Source organism: Allobosea sp. 117 (assembly GCF_000702305.1).
Lineage (GTDB): Bacteria > Pseudomonadota > Alphaproteobacteria > Rhizobiales > Xanthobacteraceae > Ancylobacter.
The window spans coordinates 158,653-173,950 of the sequence record NZ_JNLC01000013.1 but is presented as its reverse complement, the minus strand read 5'-3'; the positions used below and the strand labels follow the sequence as shown (position 1 = coordinate 173,950).

12 protein-coding genes are annotated in these 15,298 nt (G+C 69.2%); 10 read left to right on the top strand and 2 right to left on the bottom strand.

Annotated features, from left to right (window positions below; translation table 11 throughout):
- Window positions 1-63 precede the first annotated feature (63 nt).
- The 5 genes from U742_RS0111975 to U742_RS0111955 all read left to right on the top strand — a co-directional run bounded on the left by U742_RS0111975 (window position 64) and on the right by U742_RS0111955 (window position 6,716).
- Window positions 64-1,314, top strand: a complete 1,251-nt coding sequence (locus U742_RS0111975; protein WP_029353297.1) for a sarcosine oxidase subunit beta family protein — start codon at window positions 64-66, stop codon at window positions 1,312-1,314.
- Between the two features lie 17 nt (window positions 1,315-1,331).
- Window positions 1,332-1,622, top strand: a complete 291-nt coding sequence (locus U742_RS0111970; RefSeq protein WP_029353295.1) for a sarcosine oxidase subunit delta — start codon at window positions 1,332-1,334, stop codon at window positions 1,620-1,622.
- Window positions 1,619-4,630 carry a sarcosine oxidase subunit alpha gene (locus tag U742_RS0111965; RefSeq protein ID WP_029353294.1) on the top strand — a complete coding sequence of 1,004 codons (3,012 nt, stop codon included), beginning with the start codon at window positions 1,619-1,621 and terminating at the stop codon, window positions 4,628-4,630. Before U742_RS0111970 ends, U742_RS0111965 begins: the two co-directional genes overlap by 4 nt.
- Window positions 4,623-5,204 (top strand): sarcosine oxidase subunit gamma, encoded by a 582-nt coding sequence (gene soxG / locus U742_RS0111960; protein WP_029353292.1) that lies wholly within the window; start codon window positions 4,623-4,625, stop codon window positions 5,202-5,204. The genes U742_RS0111965 and soxG overlap by 8 nt, the downstream gene beginning before the upstream one ends.
- Window positions 5,205-5,351: 147 nt before the next feature.
- Entirely contained in the window at window positions 5,352-6,716 is a 1,365-nt protein-coding gene (locus U742_RS0111955; RefSeq protein WP_029353290.1) for an L-serine ammonia-lyase, read from the top strand.
- Here the strand turns inward: U742_RS0111955 and U742_RS0111950 are convergent.
- Window positions 6,697-7,686 carry a class I SAM-dependent methyltransferase gene (locus U742_RS0111950; protein ID WP_029353287.1) on the bottom strand — a complete coding sequence of 330 codons (990 nt, stop codon included), beginning with the start codon at window positions 7,684-7,686 and terminating at the stop codon, window positions 6,697-6,699. The genes U742_RS0111955 and U742_RS0111950 overlap by 20 nt on opposite strands.
- Before the next feature lie 122 nt (window positions 7,687-7,808).
- On the opposite strand from U742_RS0111950, the gene U742_RS0111945 reads away from it, so the two are divergent.
- The 3 genes from U742_RS0111945 to U742_RS0111935 all read left to right on the top strand — a co-directional run bounded on the left by U742_RS0111945 (window position 7,809) and on the right by U742_RS0111935 (window position 11,513).
- Window positions 7,809-8,870 carry a GlxA family transcriptional regulator gene (locus U742_RS0111945; protein WP_248310353.1) on the top strand — a complete coding sequence of 354 codons (1,062 nt, stop codon included), beginning with the start codon at window positions 7,809-7,811 and terminating at the stop codon, window positions 8,868-8,870.
- Between the two features lie 152 nt (window positions 8,871-9,022).
- The gene (locus U742_RS0111940) at window positions 9,023-10,288 is read left to right on the top strand and encodes an aromatic ring-hydroxylating oxygenase subunit alpha (RefSeq protein WP_029353283.1); all 1,266 of its coding nucleotides are present in this window, start codon (window positions 9,023-9,025) and stop codon (window positions 10,286-10,288) included.
- Window positions 10,289-10,292: 4 nt separating this feature from the next.
- On the top strand, window positions 10,293-11,513 hold the full coding sequence (locus U742_RS0111935; protein ID WP_029353281.1) for an FAD-binding oxidoreductase: 1,221 nt from the start codon (window positions 10,293-10,295) through the stop codon (window positions 11,511-11,513).
- A gap of 8 nt (window positions 11,514-11,521) precedes the next feature.
- On the opposite strand, the gene U742_RS0111930 is transcribed toward U742_RS0111935, so the two are convergent.
- Entirely contained in the window at window positions 11,522-12,175 is a 654-nt protein-coding gene (locus U742_RS0111930) for a hypothetical protein (RefSeq protein WP_029353279.1), read from the bottom strand.
- 126 nt (window positions 12,176-12,301) lie between these two features.
- Between U742_RS0111930 and U742_RS0111925 the strand changes: the two genes are divergently transcribed.
- Together U742_RS0111925 and U742_RS0111920 are read left to right on the top strand one after the other, a co-directional pair.
- Window positions 12,302-13,312 carry a GlxA family transcriptional regulator gene (locus U742_RS0111925; protein WP_051661147.1) on the top strand — a complete coding sequence of 337 codons (1,011 nt, stop codon included), beginning with the start codon at window positions 12,302-12,304 and terminating at the stop codon, window positions 13,310-13,312.
- A 186-nt stretch (window positions 13,313-13,498) separates the two neighbouring features.
- Complete coding sequence (locus U742_RS0111920; protein ID WP_029353275.1) at window positions 13,499-15,172, top strand: SulP family inorganic anion transporter; 1,674 nt, start codon at window positions 13,499-13,501, stop codon at window positions 15,170-15,172.
- Window positions 15,173-15,298 lie beyond the last annotated feature (126 nt).

Genomic DNA, 15,298 nt, shown 5'->3' with positions numbered 1-15,298 from the left:
GCCGGAAAGCTGACATGAGCCCGCCCGAAGGCGCCTATCGCCCGGGCCGGGACGGAGGCCAAGGTGCAGAAATTCTCAGGTCTCGAGCTGTTCCGCCGCGCGCTCGGCGGTCACCAGAGCTGGCAGCCGCAATGGCGGAACCCGGAGCCGAAGGCGGAGTACGACGTCGTCATCGTCGGCGCCGGCGGCCACGGCCTCGCCACCGCCTATTATCTCGCCAAGGAGCACGGCATCACCAATGTCGCGGTGCTGGAGCGCGGCTGGCTCGGCGGCGGCAATACCGGGCGCAACACCACGATCGTGCGCTCGAACTATCTGTTCGACGAGAGCGCCGCGCTCTACGAGCACGCGGTGAAGCTGTGGGAAGGCCTGTCGACGGACCTCAACTACAACGTCATGTATTCGGCGCGCGGCGTGCTGATGCTGGCGCACAACCATCATGACGTGATCAGCTTCAAGCGCCATGTCCACGCCAACCGACTGAACGGCGTCGACAATGAGTGGCTGAGCGCGCAGGAGTGCAAGGCCTTCTGCCCGCCGCTGAACATCTCTTCGATGCGCTACCCGATCCTCGGCGGCGCGCTGCAGCGGCGCGGCGGCACCGCACGCCACGACGCGGTCGCCTGGGGCTTCGCCCGGGGCGCGGATTCGCGCGGCGTCGACATCATCCAGAACTGCGAGGTGAAGGGCATCCGCCGCGACGCCACCGGCGCCGTCGAAGGCGTCGAGACCTCGCGCGGCTTCATCAAGGCGAAGAAGATCGGCGTTTCCGCCGCCGGCCATACCTCGGTGGTGATGGCGATGGCCGGCCTGCGCATGCCGCTGGAGAGCTATCCGCTGCAGGCACTGGTCTCCGAGCCGGTGAAACCGGCCTTCCCGACCGTGGTCATGTCCAACACCATCCACGCCTACATCTCGCAGTCGGACAAGGGTGAGATGGTGATCGGCGCCGGCACCGACGCCTATACCTCCTATTCGCAGCGCGGCGCGCTGCACATCACCACCCACACGCTCGATGCCATCTGCGAGCTGGTGCCCCAGTTCCGGCGCCTGCGCATGTTGCGCAACTGGGGCGGCATCGTCGACGTGACGCCGGACCGCTCGCCGATCATCGCCAAGACGCCGGTCAAGGGCCTCTACGTGAACTGCGGCTGGGGTACCGGCGGCTTCAAGGCGACGCCGGGTTCCGGCAACGTCTTCGCCCATACCATCGCCAAGGACGAGCCGCACAAGATCAACGCGCCCTTCACGCTGGAGCGCTTCCGCGACGGTTTCCTGATCGACGAGGCGGCGGCCGCCGCCGTCGCGCACTGAAGGCAGAGAATCGAACCATGCTGATCATCAACTGCCCCTGGTGCGGCGACCGGCCGGAGATCGAGTTCCGCTACGGCGGCGAGGCGCATATTGCGCGGCCCGCCGATCCCGCGACCCTCTCCGACGAGGAATGGGCGGAGTTCCTCTACAACCGCACCAACCCGAAGGGCCGCCACGCCGAGCGCTGGCGCCACATCCATGGCTGCGGTCGCTTCTTCAATGCGGTCCGCGACACCGTGAGCGACTTCTTCGTCGCCACCTACAAGCCCGGCGAGCCGCGGCCCGACCTCAAGGAGACGCAGCCATGAGCGGCTCGTTCCGTACGCCCGTCGGCGGGCGCATCGACCGGCTGAACCCGGTCTCCTTCTCCTTCGACGGCCACTTCTATCGCGGCTTCAAGGGCGACACGCTGGCCTCCGCGTTGCTCGCGAACGGCGTGCACCTGATCGGCCGCTCGTTCAAATATCACCGTCCGCGCGGCGTCATCTCGGCCGGCTCGGACGAGCCGAACGCGCTCGTCGACGTCTCGCGCGGTGGGGGGCGCACCACGCCGAACCTGCGCGCCACGCAGGTCGAGCTCTATGAGGGGCTGGCCGCCGAAAGCCAGAACCGCTGGCCCTCGCTCTCCTTCGATGCCGGCGCGATGAACGACCTCGCCGCGCCGTTCCTGCCGGCCGGCTTCTACTACAAGACCTTCATGTGGCCGGCGGGCGCGTGGAAGCGCTTCTACGAGCCGAAGATCCGCGCCATGGCCGGCCTCGGTCGTGCACCGGTCGAGGCCGATCCCGACCGTTACACCCAGCACTACGCCCACAGCGACGTGCTGGTGGTCGGTTCCGGCCCGGCGGGTCTGGCCGCAGCGCTGGCGGCGGCCGCCTCGGGCGCAAAGGTCATTCTCGTCGATGAGCAGGCCGAGCTCGGCGGCTCGCTGCTCGCCGAAACCGAGGCCACCATCGAAGGAAAGCCGGCGAAGGACTGGCTGGCCGACACGGTGGCGGCGCTGGCGGCGCGCGACAACGTCACGCTGATGACGCGCACGACGGCGTTCGGCTATTTCCCGCACAACATGATCGCGCTCGCCGAGCGCGTCACCGAGCATCTGCCAAACCCGGCGGCGACGCTGCCGCGCGAGCGCCTCTGGCAGGTGCGCGCCAAGGAGGTCGTGCTGGCGACCGGCGCGCTGGAACGTCCGCTGGTGTTTCCGGACAATGACCGCCCGGGCGTGATGCTGGCGGATGCCGGCCGCACCTATCTCAACCGCTACGGCGTGCAGCCCGGCCGCCGCGCGGTGGTCTTCACCGCCTGCGACGCCGGCTACCGCGCTGCGCTCGACCTCGCCGCCGGCGGCGTCACCATCGCCGCCATCGCCGATCTGCGCGCCGCCCCGAAGGGCGAGCTGCCGGCCCGCGCGCTGGCCGCCGGTATCGATGTGCGCCCCGGCACCGCGGTGGTCGGCACAAAGGGACGCCTGCGCGTCTCCGCCGCCGAGCTCGCCAAGCTCAGGGGGGAAGCTGCGCATGGTCTCGGCCCGGTCGAGCGGATCGCCTGCGACGTGGTGCTGATGTCGGGCGGCTTCACGCCGAGCGTGCACCTGTTCTCCCAGTCGCGCGGCAAGCTCGCCTATGACCCGGCGCTGCAATGCTACGTGCCCGGCGCCTCGGTGGAGCGCGAGCGCTCGACCGGTGCCTGCCGTGGCATATACGGGCTCACGGCGGTGCTTGAGGACGGCTACGCCAAGGGCGAGGCGGCCGCCCATGCTGCCGGCGGCGGTCCGGTTCCCGCCCGCGAGCTGACGGCGGAGGCGACCGACACAGGCACCGACGGCTTCATCGGCGCCACCCCGCACCCGCGCAACCCGGCCTTCGCCAAGGCCTTCGTGGACTGGCAGAACGACGTCACCTCCAAGGACATCAAGCTCGCCACCCGCGAAGGCTTCCGCTCCATCGAGCATGTGAAGCGCTACACCACCACCGGCATGGCGACCGACCAAGGCAAGACCTCCAACATGAATGCCCTGGGCATCGTGTCGGAGGCGTTGAAGACGCCGGTTCCGCAGATCGGCCTCACCACCTTCCGCCCGCCCTTCACGCCGACCACCTTCGGCATCTTCGCGGGCGCGGCACGCGGCGATCTGTTCGACCCGGTCCGCACCACGCCGATCCACGGCTGGGCGGCCGAGCGTGGCGCGGCGTTCGAGGACGTGGCGATGTGGAAGCGCGCGCACTACTTCCCGAAGGGCGGCGAGGACATGCACGCGGCGGTCGCCCGCGAATGCCGCGCGGTGCGCACCAATGTCGGCATCTTCGATGCGTCCACGCTCGGCAAGATCGAGATCGTCGGCCCTGACGCCGCCGAGTTCATGAACCGCATCTACACCAATGCCTGGTCGAAGCTGGAGCCCGGCCGCCTGCGCTACGGCGTGATGCTGCGTGAGGACGGCTTCGTGACCGATGACGGCGTCATCGGCCGCATGGCGCCGGACCGCTTCCATGTCACCACCACCACTGGCGGCGCGCCGCGCGTCCTCGCCATGATGGAGGACTACCTCCAGACCGAATGGCCGGACCTCAAGGTGTGGCTCACCTCCACCACCGAGCAGTGGGCGGTCATCGCCGTGCAGGGGCCGAAGGCCCGCGAGGTGTTGGCGCCCCTCGTCGAGGGCATCGACATCTCGAAGGAGGCGATGCCGCATATGAGCGTGCGCGAGGGCCGCATCTGCGGCGCCCCGACCCGGCTGTTCCGCGTCTCCTTCACCGGCGAGCTCGGCTTCGAGGTGAACGTGCCGGCCGAATATGGCCGCGCGGTGTGGGAGCAGATTTATGCCGAGGGCGAGCGCCACGGCATCTGCCCCTATGGCACCGAGACCATGCACGTGCTGCGCGCCGAAAAGGGCTACATCATCGTCGGCCAGGAGACCGACGGCACCGCGACGCCGGACGATGTGGGCCTCGGCTGGGCGGTCGGCAAGGCGAAGAAGGACTTCGTCGGCAAGCGCTCGCTCGCCCGCGCCGCGATGAGCGCGCCGGACCGCAAGCAGCTCGTCGGCGTGCTCACCACCGATCCGAACGTGGTGCTGGAGGAAGGCGCGCAGATCGTCGCCGACCCGGAGGCGCCGGTGCCGGTGCCGATGCTCGGCCACGTCACCTCATCCTATCACAGTGCCGTGTTGGGCCGCTCCATCGCGCTCGCCGTGGTGAAGGGCGGGCGAGCGCGGATCGGCTCGAAGCTCGTCGTGCCGATGCCGGACCGCGCGATCGAGATCGAGATCACCGACCCCATCTTCTACGACCCCAAGGGGGAGCGCCTCGATGCTTGACATATCCCGCCGGCCGCTGCCGCCGGCCGCGAGCCCGCTCGACGCGCTCGCCGGCGCGGCGAAGGCCGTTCCCGCCGCCAGCCTGCGCGCCCTTCCCGCCAGCGCCCGCCTCGCCTTCCGGGGCGGCGAGCGGGCCGCGGGCCTCGCCGGCATCGCCTTCGGCGTCGAGCTGCCGCGCGAGGCCTGCCGCTTCAACACCGCGAGCGGCAAGCTCGCGCTGTGGCTCGGCCCGGATGAATGGGTGCTCCTCGCTCCCGGCCTCGACCCGGCGCCGCTGTTCGAGGGCATCGAGGCCAGCCTCGGCAGCGAGCCGCATGCGCTGGTCGACATCTCCTCGCGCAGCGTCGGCATCGAGCTGTCGGGAGCCAGAGCCGCATTCGTGCTAAACCAGGGCTGCCCGCTCGACCTCTCGACCGCGGCCTTCCCGGTCGGCATGTGCACCCGCACGATCTTCGCCAAGTCCGAGATCGTGCTCATCCGCACCGCGCCGGACGCCTTCCAGATCGATGTCTGGCGCTCCTTCGCAGCCTATGTCTGGGGCCTTCTGGAAGAGGCCCGTCGCGAGTTCGAGTGAACGAGCGAGTGGCACGGAACGTGCCGATGACGCCGCCGCGGCCCGTTCCGTCGCGACGGCGCGACAAGCGGGCGCCGCCGGCCGGACGGCGCATCGCACGAGAAACCGGCCGCAGGAAACGCATCGCAGGAAGGCACAGGCGCCCGCATGATCAGCGTGTTCGAGCTGTTCAAGATCGGCATCGGCCCCTCCTCCTCGCACACGGTGGGACCGATGAAGGCGGCCTTCGCCTTCGTCGACGCCCTCGCCGCTCGCAGCGAGATCGAGGACGTCGCCCGCGTCGAGGTGGCGCTGTTCGGCTCGCTGGCCTGGACCGGCAAGGGCCACGGCACCGACACCGCCACCATCCTCGGCCTCGCCGGCGAGCTGCCTGAGACGGTCGATCCGGACAACGCCGACGCCATCCTCGCCCACGCCCGCAGCGAGCGCCGGCTGGAGCTCGGCGGCCGGCATCCGGTCGCCTTCGACCCGGCGCTCGACATCCTGTTCGACGGCGTCTCCGACACGCCCAAGCATCCCAACACGCTGGCCTTCCGCGCCTTCGACGCACGCGGCGACCTCATCGTCGAGGAGCGCTGGTGCTCCATCGGCGGCGGCTTCGTGGTGCCGGAGGAGGAGGTCGGCCGACCGACCCCGCCGGCCGACAAGCTGGTGCCCTACCCGTTCCGCAACGCCCGCGAGCTGCTCGCCATGGCGGGCGACGCCGGGCTCGGCATCGCCGATCTGGTCATGGCGAATGAGCGCGCGCTGCGTCCCGCCGACGAGGTGGTCGCCCACCTCGACCGCATCGCGGCCGCGATGATGGACTGCGTCGAGCGCGGCATCGCCACCACCGGCGAGCTGCCCGGCGGTCTTGCCGTGCGACGGCGGGCGAAGTCGATCCGCGACCGGCTGGTCGCCCGCAACGATCCGAGCCCGCACGAGATCATGGACTGGGTGAGCCTCTACGCCATCGCGGTGAACGAGGAGAACGCGGCCGGCGGGCGCGTCGTCACTGCCCCGACCAACGGCGCCGCCGGCGTGGTGCCGGCGACACTGCGCTATTATCGCGACCATACCCCCGGCGCGGATCGCGAGGGGATGCACGTCTTCCTGCTCGCCGCCACCGCCATCGGCGCGCTGTTCAAGATGAACGCCTCGATCTCCGGCGCCGAGGTCGGCTGCCAGGGCGAGGTCGGGGTTGCCTGCTCGATGGCCGCCGGCGGGCTCGCCGCCGCGCTCGGCGCCAGCAACGAGCAGATCGAGAACGCCGCCGAGATCGGCATGGAGCACCATCTCGGCATGACCTGCGATCCCATAGGCGGGCTGGTCCAGGTGCCCTGCATCGAGCGCAACGCCTTCGGCGCCATCAGCGCGGTCAACGCCGCCTCCCTCGCCATGCATGGCGACGGGCGCCACATCGTCCCGCTCGACAAGGTGATAGCCACCATGCGCGAGACCGGCCGCGACATGGCCTCCAAATACAAGGAGACCTCGCTCGGAGGCCTCGCCGTCAACCTGCCGGAGTGCTGACTCCGCGCGTGCCGAGCGCGTTCTTCACGAGTCCGCGCAGCCGCGCCAGGGCGGATGGCGGGCGCGCCGGCGGCCGGACGACGCTCACCGCGTGCACGAACTGGTTCACCCCGCGGTCGACCAGCAACTCGTCCACCATCATGATCAGGTCGAGCAGATGGTCGTCGATGCCGTCCTCGAAATTGTGGAGGATGTCGTTCAGCGCGAGGTGGTACATCGCCCCGCCCATGAAGGTCATCCGGGTGTCCGGCGCGTGGCGCCGCAGCGCCGGCACGATGTTCGCCGAATCCGCGCATTCCGAGGGGTCGATGCGCAGCCAGTCCTCGGTGCTCGGTATTTCCGGGCGCACCGGATAGAGCTGGCCGGGCATCGCCGGGTCGCGCAGATATCTCTCGGGCAGCGCCCGGCGCACCCGCTCGGCCCAGTCCATCATTTCGTCGGAGAACTGCATGCGGTCCGGGCCGCAATATTCCTCGCAATAGACGACGCCGTCGCCGCGCAGGATGTCGACGCTCCACTTCACCGCGAGATCGGTGTCGAACATGTGATGCAGCGCGTTGCGCCAGACCACGAGGTCGATCTTGCGCTCCAACGCCGCGCCGATCTCGATCTCGCGCATCAGCGTGATGCGCGACGGGTCGACGCCTATGCTCTGGGCGAATTCCGCCGCCCGCCTGAGCGCCTCGCTCGCCACGTCGCACAGGATGAAATGGCCGACCGTGCCGTCCTTGAGCATCCAGAGCTCCGGCACGGCAAGCCCGCAGCCGACCGACAGCCCGACCTCGAAATGCTCGCGCCCGCTCTGTTTCACGATGAGCTCGCGCGGATTGCGGCAGCCGGTGGCGCGGAACAGCCGCTCCTCGATGAGGCGCAGCAGCACCGGCGATTCCCAGAACCGGGTGCGGAACGCCGGCTGCTGGTTGGCCAGGTGGTCCCAATGCGCGGCGGTCTGTTCGGCAGCGGAGCTCATCCTGCCCCCGGGATGCGGTTCCGAAGTACCGCGAGACTACACCATCCGGCGGCAGTTTCATCCCCCGCGCATTCCGGCATCAACTTTGCTATGGTTCCAGCCTGGAGCCAGACATGAACGAGATGCGACCGACCCATTTCCGCCCGATGAGCGGAGCGCAGGCGAGCGGCGCGGCCCAGACGGCGCCGGCGCTGAATGTCGGCTTCATCCTCGCCGACAATTTCACCCTCTCGGCTTTTTCCCTTTTCGTGGATCAGCTTCGTCTCGCCGCCGACGAGGGAGACCGCTCGCGCCCGATCCTCGCCCGCTGGCAGATCATGGCGTCAAAGTCCGAGCCGATCCGTGCGAGCTGCGGCGTCACCGTCGCACCCACCGGGCCGCTCGCCGATCCGTCGGGCTTCCAGTACATCGTCGTGGTCGGCGGCCTGCTGCATTCCGGCCCGCAGATCGACGCGGAGACCGTCGCCTATCTGAAGCGCGCCGCGAAGGTGGGCGTGCCGCTGGTCGGCATCTGCACCGGCAGCTTCATCCTCGCCCGCGCCGGGCTGATGACCGGCCGGCGCTGCTGCGTGAGCTGGTATCACTACCAGGACTTCCTCGACGAGTTCCCGCACCACGCCCCGGTCGCCGACCGGCTCTATGTCATCGACGGCGACCGCATCACCTGCGCTGGCGGCGGCGGCGCGGCGGACCTCGCGACCGCGCTGGTCGAGAAGCATATCGGCCGCTCGGTGGCGCAGAAGAGCCGGCACGTGCTGCTGCTCGACCGCGCCCGGCCCGGCACCGAATCCCAGCCGCACCCGCCGATCGCCGATCTGGTCGCCGACGACCGCGTGCGCCGCGCTCTGTTGCTGATGGAGCAGCACATGGCCGACCCGCTGCCCATCGCCGACGTCGCGCGCCGGCTCCAGCTCTCCACCCGGCAACTGGAGCGGCTGTTCCAGACCGTGATGGGCCAGCGCCCCGCCGAGTTCTACCGGCGGCTGCGGCTGCGTTATGCGCGCTTCCTGCTCGACACCACGGTGCGTTCCGTCACCGACATCGCGCTCGAGGCAGGGTTCTCCGACTGCGCGCATTTCTCGCGCCAGTTCAAGGCGATGCACGGCTTCACGCCGTCCGACGCGCGCGCCCACGGCCCCGGCCCGGCGGCGCGTAGCATGGCGGCCCAGCGCCTGTTCGAGTAAAGCGCGCGATTTTGTCGCTTTCGACAAAGACGCTGTCGCATTCGTGAAAGTTTGCGGCGCCCTTCCGTCGAACAATTCCAATCCGTAAGCGCCGGCCGGGACGGCATATGGCGGGCACACGACGCCCGCGAACGGCGCGAGGGAGAACAGCCATGCTCGACGTGACCGACACCGCGATCAAGTCGCTGATCCGCCGCCGCAAGCCCGGCTACAGCCTGGAAGCGCCCTTCTACACCAGCCCGGAGGTGTTCGCGGCGGATATGGAGGTCATCTTCGCCCGCCACTGGATCTTCGTCGGCGTCGATCCCGATATTCCCGAGCCCGGCGACGCCATGCGCTTCGACATCGGCACCTATGCGGTGTTCGTGGTGCGCGACGACGACGGCGAGGTGCGCGCCTTCCACAATGTCTGCCGCCACCGCGGCGCCCCGCTCATCCACGACTACAAGACCACAGTCGGCAATATCGTCTGCCGCTACCACTCCTGGACCTATGGCCTCGACGGCAAGCTGCTGTTCGCCGAGCATATGGGCGCGGATTTCGATCCCGCCTGCCATGGCCTGAAGCCCGTGCATGTGCGCTCGCTGGAAGGGCTGATCTTCGTCTGCCTGTCCGATGACCCGCCGGCCGATTTCGACGTGATGGCGGCGAAGATGGCGCCCTATCTCGCCCCGCACGACCTGAAGAACGCCAAGGTCGCCTTCGAGAAGGACATCATCGAGCCGGGCAACTGGAAGCTCACCATGGAGAACAACCGCGAGTGCTACCACTGCGCGGGCAATCATCCCGAGCTCACCGTGCCGCTCTTCGCCTATGGCTTCGGCTTCGCGCCGGAGGAGCTCGACGAGCACGGCCGCAAGGAGGCCGAGGACTACGCGCGGCTCATCAGGGAAAGCCATCGCGAATGGGAGAGCTGCGGCTTCCCCTCGACCATGATGGAACACCTCGACGACATGGTGACCGGCTTCCGCACCGAACGCCTGCCGCTCGCCGGCGACGGTGAGAGTCACACCTCCGACACCAAGGCGGCGTGCAGGAAGCTGCTCGGCAAGATCAACGATCCCAAGCATGGCGCGCTGCATTTCTGGACCCAGCCGAATAGCTGGCACCACTTCATGTCCGACCACGCGGTGGTGTTCTCGGTGCTGCCGCTCGACGCCGAGCGCTCGCTGCTGCGCACCAAGTGGCTGGTCCACAAGGACGCCGTCGAAGGCGTCGATTACGACGTCGAGAACCTCGTCGGCGTGTGGGACGCGACCAACGACCAGGATTCGACCCTCGTCGGCTATTGCCAGGAGGGCGCACGCTCGCCGGCCTACGAACCCGGCCCCTACTCGCCGCACACCGAGATGCTCGTGGACAAGTTCTGCAACTGGTACATCGGCCGCATGGCCGAGCATCTGAATGTCGGGCGGTGAGCCGATGGACGCGCGTGCTCGTGCCGCCGACTCCGCCGCCCGCCTGCTGGCGGATGGCCGTCCCGACTGGAACCCGGACGTCGACGACGTGCTGGTGGTGCGCGCCGTGCGGGACGAGACGCACGACGTGAGGACCTTCGTGCTGGCCCCGCGCAACCCCGCGCGGTTCCGCTATCTGCCCGGCCAGTTCATCACGCTCGACATCGAGATCGGCGGCGAGACTATCAACCGCTGCTACACGCTGTCCTCCACCCCGACCCGGCCGGACGCCGTCTCCATCACGGTGAAACGCGTGCCGGGTGGACCGGTGTCGAACTTCCTGCACGACACGTTGAAGCCTGGCTCGACGCTGCGCGCGGTCGGCCCGATGGGCGACTTCTCCTGCTTCGAGCCGGGGAACGGCGCGACGCGCTACCTGTTCCTGTCCGGCGGCTCGGGCATCACCCCGCTGATGTCGATGTCGCGTGCCTTCCATGATCTCGCCGAGCCGCGCGACATCGTCTTCGTACACGCCGCCCGCTCGCCCGCCGACATCATCTTCCGCGATGAGCTGGAGCTGATGGCGCGCAACCAGCCGGGGCATTTCCGCTTCGCCCCGGTCTGCGAGACGGACAGCCCGATGCAGCCCTGGCACGGGCTGCGCGGGCGTCTCAATCTTGGCCTGCTGAACCACATCGCGCCCGACTACAAGGAGCGCGAGATCTTCGTCTGTGGTCCCTCGCCCTTCATGGCGGCTGTGCGCAGCATGCTGAAGGAGGCGGGCTTCGACATGTCCCGCCACCACGAGGAGAGCTTCAACTTCGAGGAGCTGGCCGCGGCCGAGCCGGAAGTGGCAGCGGAGGTGGTCGTCGCCGAGGCGAAGGAAGCCGCCCGCGCGCCGCAGCCCGCACCGGAAGCGGTGCCCGCTCCAGAGCCGGTGCCCGCTTCGGCACCGCCCGCGCCCGAGCCCGCCGCGCCGGCCGTGGTCTACAAGGTCTCTTTCGCCAAGTCGGGCCGCACCATCGAGTGCTCATCCGACATGTTCGTGCTCGACGCCGCCCGCCGCGCCGGCGTGCGCCTGCCCTCCTCCTGCTCGAAGGGGCTGTGCGGCACCTGCAAGTCGAAGCTTGTCTCGGGCGAGGTGGAGATGAAGCACCAGGGCGGCATCCGCCAGCGCGAGATCGACGCCGGCATGCGCCTTCTGTGCTGCTCCAAGCCGCGCAGCGATCTCGTCGTGGATCGCTGAGGCGCCGTTCAGCGCACGAAGTCGAGCGCCCCGCCGACCGCCTCTTTGACCCGGTCGATCGCGGCCTCGGTGCCGTCGAGCGTCTGCCCGATCAGTTGCTGCGCGCTCGGCAGCGCCGGCAGGCCGGAAAACAGTCCGCTTTCCGAAGGCGCGGCCTCGGCGACGGGCTGAGACGGCGCGATGATGCTGGCGCCGCGCGGGGCGGCCGGGGCAACGATCCTAGGATCGCGCGTCTCGCACACCGTGCGGCAATTGTCGAAGCGCTCGACGCCGGCCGGCATCGCCGCCGCGCTCTCCTTGCCGCCGAAGGCCGGCACGCGCCGCGCAATGCCGTTGTTCGGCGAGGATTTAGCATTCGCCGTCGCGGACGGGTGCGCCACCGCGTCATCGATCGGCAGGCCGGCCGGCGTCGCGGAAGTGCGGACCACGACCGGCATCCGGTCGCCCTTGGTCGCGAGCGTGAAGTCCTCGTTCTCGCCCGGCACCGGCTCCAGCAGGCGGTCGGCGCTCTTCACGACCGCGGCCGGCGCCTCGGAGGTTCCGCCGTACTGGCTGAAGGCGTAGGTGCCGGCCACCAGCGTCACGGCGAAGGCGGCCTGGACCCCGAGCGTCGCCAGACGACGGGCGGATGCGGGGAACAGCGGGAGGAAACCGAGCGGCATGGCAGAATCTCCAATCGATGCGTCATTGACCGCAGCGGCGGAGGCGAATTTGCGGCGCCTTTCCTGCACAGTCGTGGCGAGTTAAGGGTTTTGCTGGAGCGAAGCTCCCTGCGCCATGGCGGCATCATGACACCACAGACCGACCTCTCGCGGCTTCGGCGCATCGGCTTCCTCACTTTGCCGAACCACTCGATGATCGCCTGCGCCAATGCGCTGGAAGCCCTGCGCATGGCGAATTACGTCGCGCAATCCGAGCTTTACACGTGGCACGTGGTGACCCCCGACGGGACGCCGGCGGTCGCCTCGAACGGCCTCAGCGTCTCACCCACCCTGCCGATCGCCGAGGCCGGCCCGCTCGACCTCGTTCTGGTCTGCGGTGGCATCGACGTACGCCATGCCGTGGCGCCGGGCCTCGAGGACATGCTGCGCCGCCTTACCCGCCGCGGCACGGCGCTCGGCGCCCTGTGCACCGGCTCCTTCGTGCTGGCCGATGCCGGCCTGCTCGATTTCTACCGCTGCGCCATCCATTGGGAAAACCTCTCGGCGATCCGCGAGGAGTTCCCGCACATCGATTTCGTCGAGGAGGCCTACGTGGTCGACCGCGACCGGCTGACCTGCACCGGCGGCGTCGCGCCGCTGGAGATGATGCTGGAGCTGATCGAGGCCAGCGGCGGCAAGAGCCTCGCCGAGCGCGTCTCCGAGCAGTTCATCCTCGACCGCGGCCGGACGGCGACGCCGCGGCAGAGCGCCCGTCTCGTCGCGCGTCCGCGCCCCATTCTGCCCGATCCGACCCTCGCCCGGGCGGTGAAGATGATGCAGGCGGCGATCGAGCAGCCGCAAGGCGTCGCGGCCATCGCGCGTCGGCTCGACGTGTCGCCGCGCCAACTGGAGCGCCTGTTCAGGAAGCATCTCGACGCCAGCCCCTCCTCCTATCATCTCGGGCTGAGGCTGGAGCGCGCCCGCGAGTTGCTGCGTCTATCGCCGCTCTCGATCACCGATGTCGGGCTGGCCTGCGGGTTCCAGTCCGCCGCGCATTTTTCCAGCGCCTATGCGAGGCGTTTCGGCCGCTCGCCCCGCGCCGAACGCAGCCGCGTCGCGGGCAAAAATATTGACCAGCAGAGCCCGCTGGTAAGATGAGAAATATCTGTAGCATGGCCCTGCAGCACGTTCGGCACGTGCCAGAGGCGCGCGATCTCCTGAAAGGGCGCGGCGGCGGCCGACATAGCCGGCCAGCTCCGCTGAATCCGCAATGCTGCGGACCTTGTGCTGGCGCCCATGTGGGCGCACCATAGATATCTCCTATCGTTTCGAAACCATATCGCCATGACGACCATCACGCGCCCGGCCCCGCCGAGCTTCGTCGAGCTTTTCACGCCCAAGCTCGTCACGGTGCTGCGCGAAGGCTACGGGCTCGCCGGCCTGCGCGCCGACGCACTTGCCGGACTCACCGTCGCCATCGTCGCCCTGCCGCTCTCCATGGCCATCGCCATGGCCTGCGGCACCACGCCGGAGCGCGGCCTCTACAGCGCCATCGTCGGCGGCTTCATCGTCTCGGCGCTCGGCGGCAGCCGCTTCCAGATCGGCGGGCCGGCGGGTGCCTTCATCGTGCTGGTGGCGCTGACCATCCAGCGGCACGGCATCGAGGGGATGCTGCTCGCCACCTTCCTCTCGGGCATCTTCCTTACCGGCATCGGCCTGCTGCGGCTCGGCACCTATGTGAAGTTCATCCCCTATCCGGTCACGGTGGGCTTCACCGCCGGCATCGGCGCCATCATCTTCTCCAGCCAGATCAAGGATTTGCTCGGCCTGACACTCAGCGGCAAGGAGCCCGCCGAGATCATCCCCAAGCTGGAGGTGCTGGCCGGCGCGCTGCCGACGCTGAATCCGGCCGCCCTCGGCATCTCGGTGCTGACCGTCCTCACCATCGTCGGCGTCAAGAAGCTGCGCCCCGGCTGGCCGAACCTGCTCATCGCCGTCGCTCTGGCGAGCCTCGCCACCGCGCTGTTCGGACTGCCGGTCGCCACCATCGGCACCCAGTTCGGCGGCATTCCCTCCAGCCTGCCCTTCCCCAGCCTGCCCAACCTCGCGCCCGAGCGCATCCTGGCCGTGCTGCCGGACGCCGCCGCCTTCGCCATGCTTGGGGCCATCGAGTCGCTGCTCTCCGCCGTCGTCGCCGACGGCATGACCGGCCGTCGGCACCGCTCTAATTGCGAGTTGGTGGCGCAGGGTGTCGCCAATATGGGCGCGGCGCTGTTCGGCGGCATCTGCGTCACCGGCACCATCGCCCGCACCGCCACCAATGTCCGCGCCGGCGCCCGTGGGCCGATCTCCGGCATGCTGCACTCCGCCTTCCTGCTCGCCTTCATGCTGATCGCCGCGCCGCTCGCCAGCTACATCCCGCTCGCCGCGCTCGCCGGCGTGCTGGCGGTCGTTGCCTGGAACATGGTGGAGAAGGGCGCCATCGCCGCCCTGCTGCGCTCGGGCTGGGGCGACGCGCTGGTGCTGCTCGCGACGCTGCTGCTCACGGTATTCCGCGACCTCACCGAGGGCATCGTCGTCGGCTTCACCCTCGGCACGCTGTTGTTCCTGCATCGCATGTCGCAGGCCGTCGACATCGCCGTCGGCCAGCCGCTCGCCGAGGAGGATGTCGCCGATTCCGCCGGCAACGGGCATGCCGCCGGGATCGATCCCGACACCATGGTCTACCGCCTGTCCGGTGCCTTCTTCTTCGGCGCCGCCTCGACGGTCGGCACCGTGCTCGACAACATCGCGCGGCTGCCCAAGCGCTTCGTGCTCGACTTCGAGGCCGTGCCCTTCCTCGATTCCACCGCCGCCGCGATGCTGGAGGGCTTTGCCCACAAGATGCAGCGCTCCGGCGTCAGGGTGATCCTCACCGGCACCACCCCGGCGATCCGCCGCACATTATGGAACCACGGGCTGCGCCCGCCGCTGGTGCGCTACCGCCACCGCATCGCCGACGCCGCGACGCGCAGCTGACACGCCCCGAAATCGCGCCGGTCGCAAAGCTTCCGGCGCGATGGCGCAATCATTCTGTCGTCGATTTGACGCGGCGACCTATCGTGCGACCATGATCCGGGTTCGGCCGGTACGGGAGCACGCGCC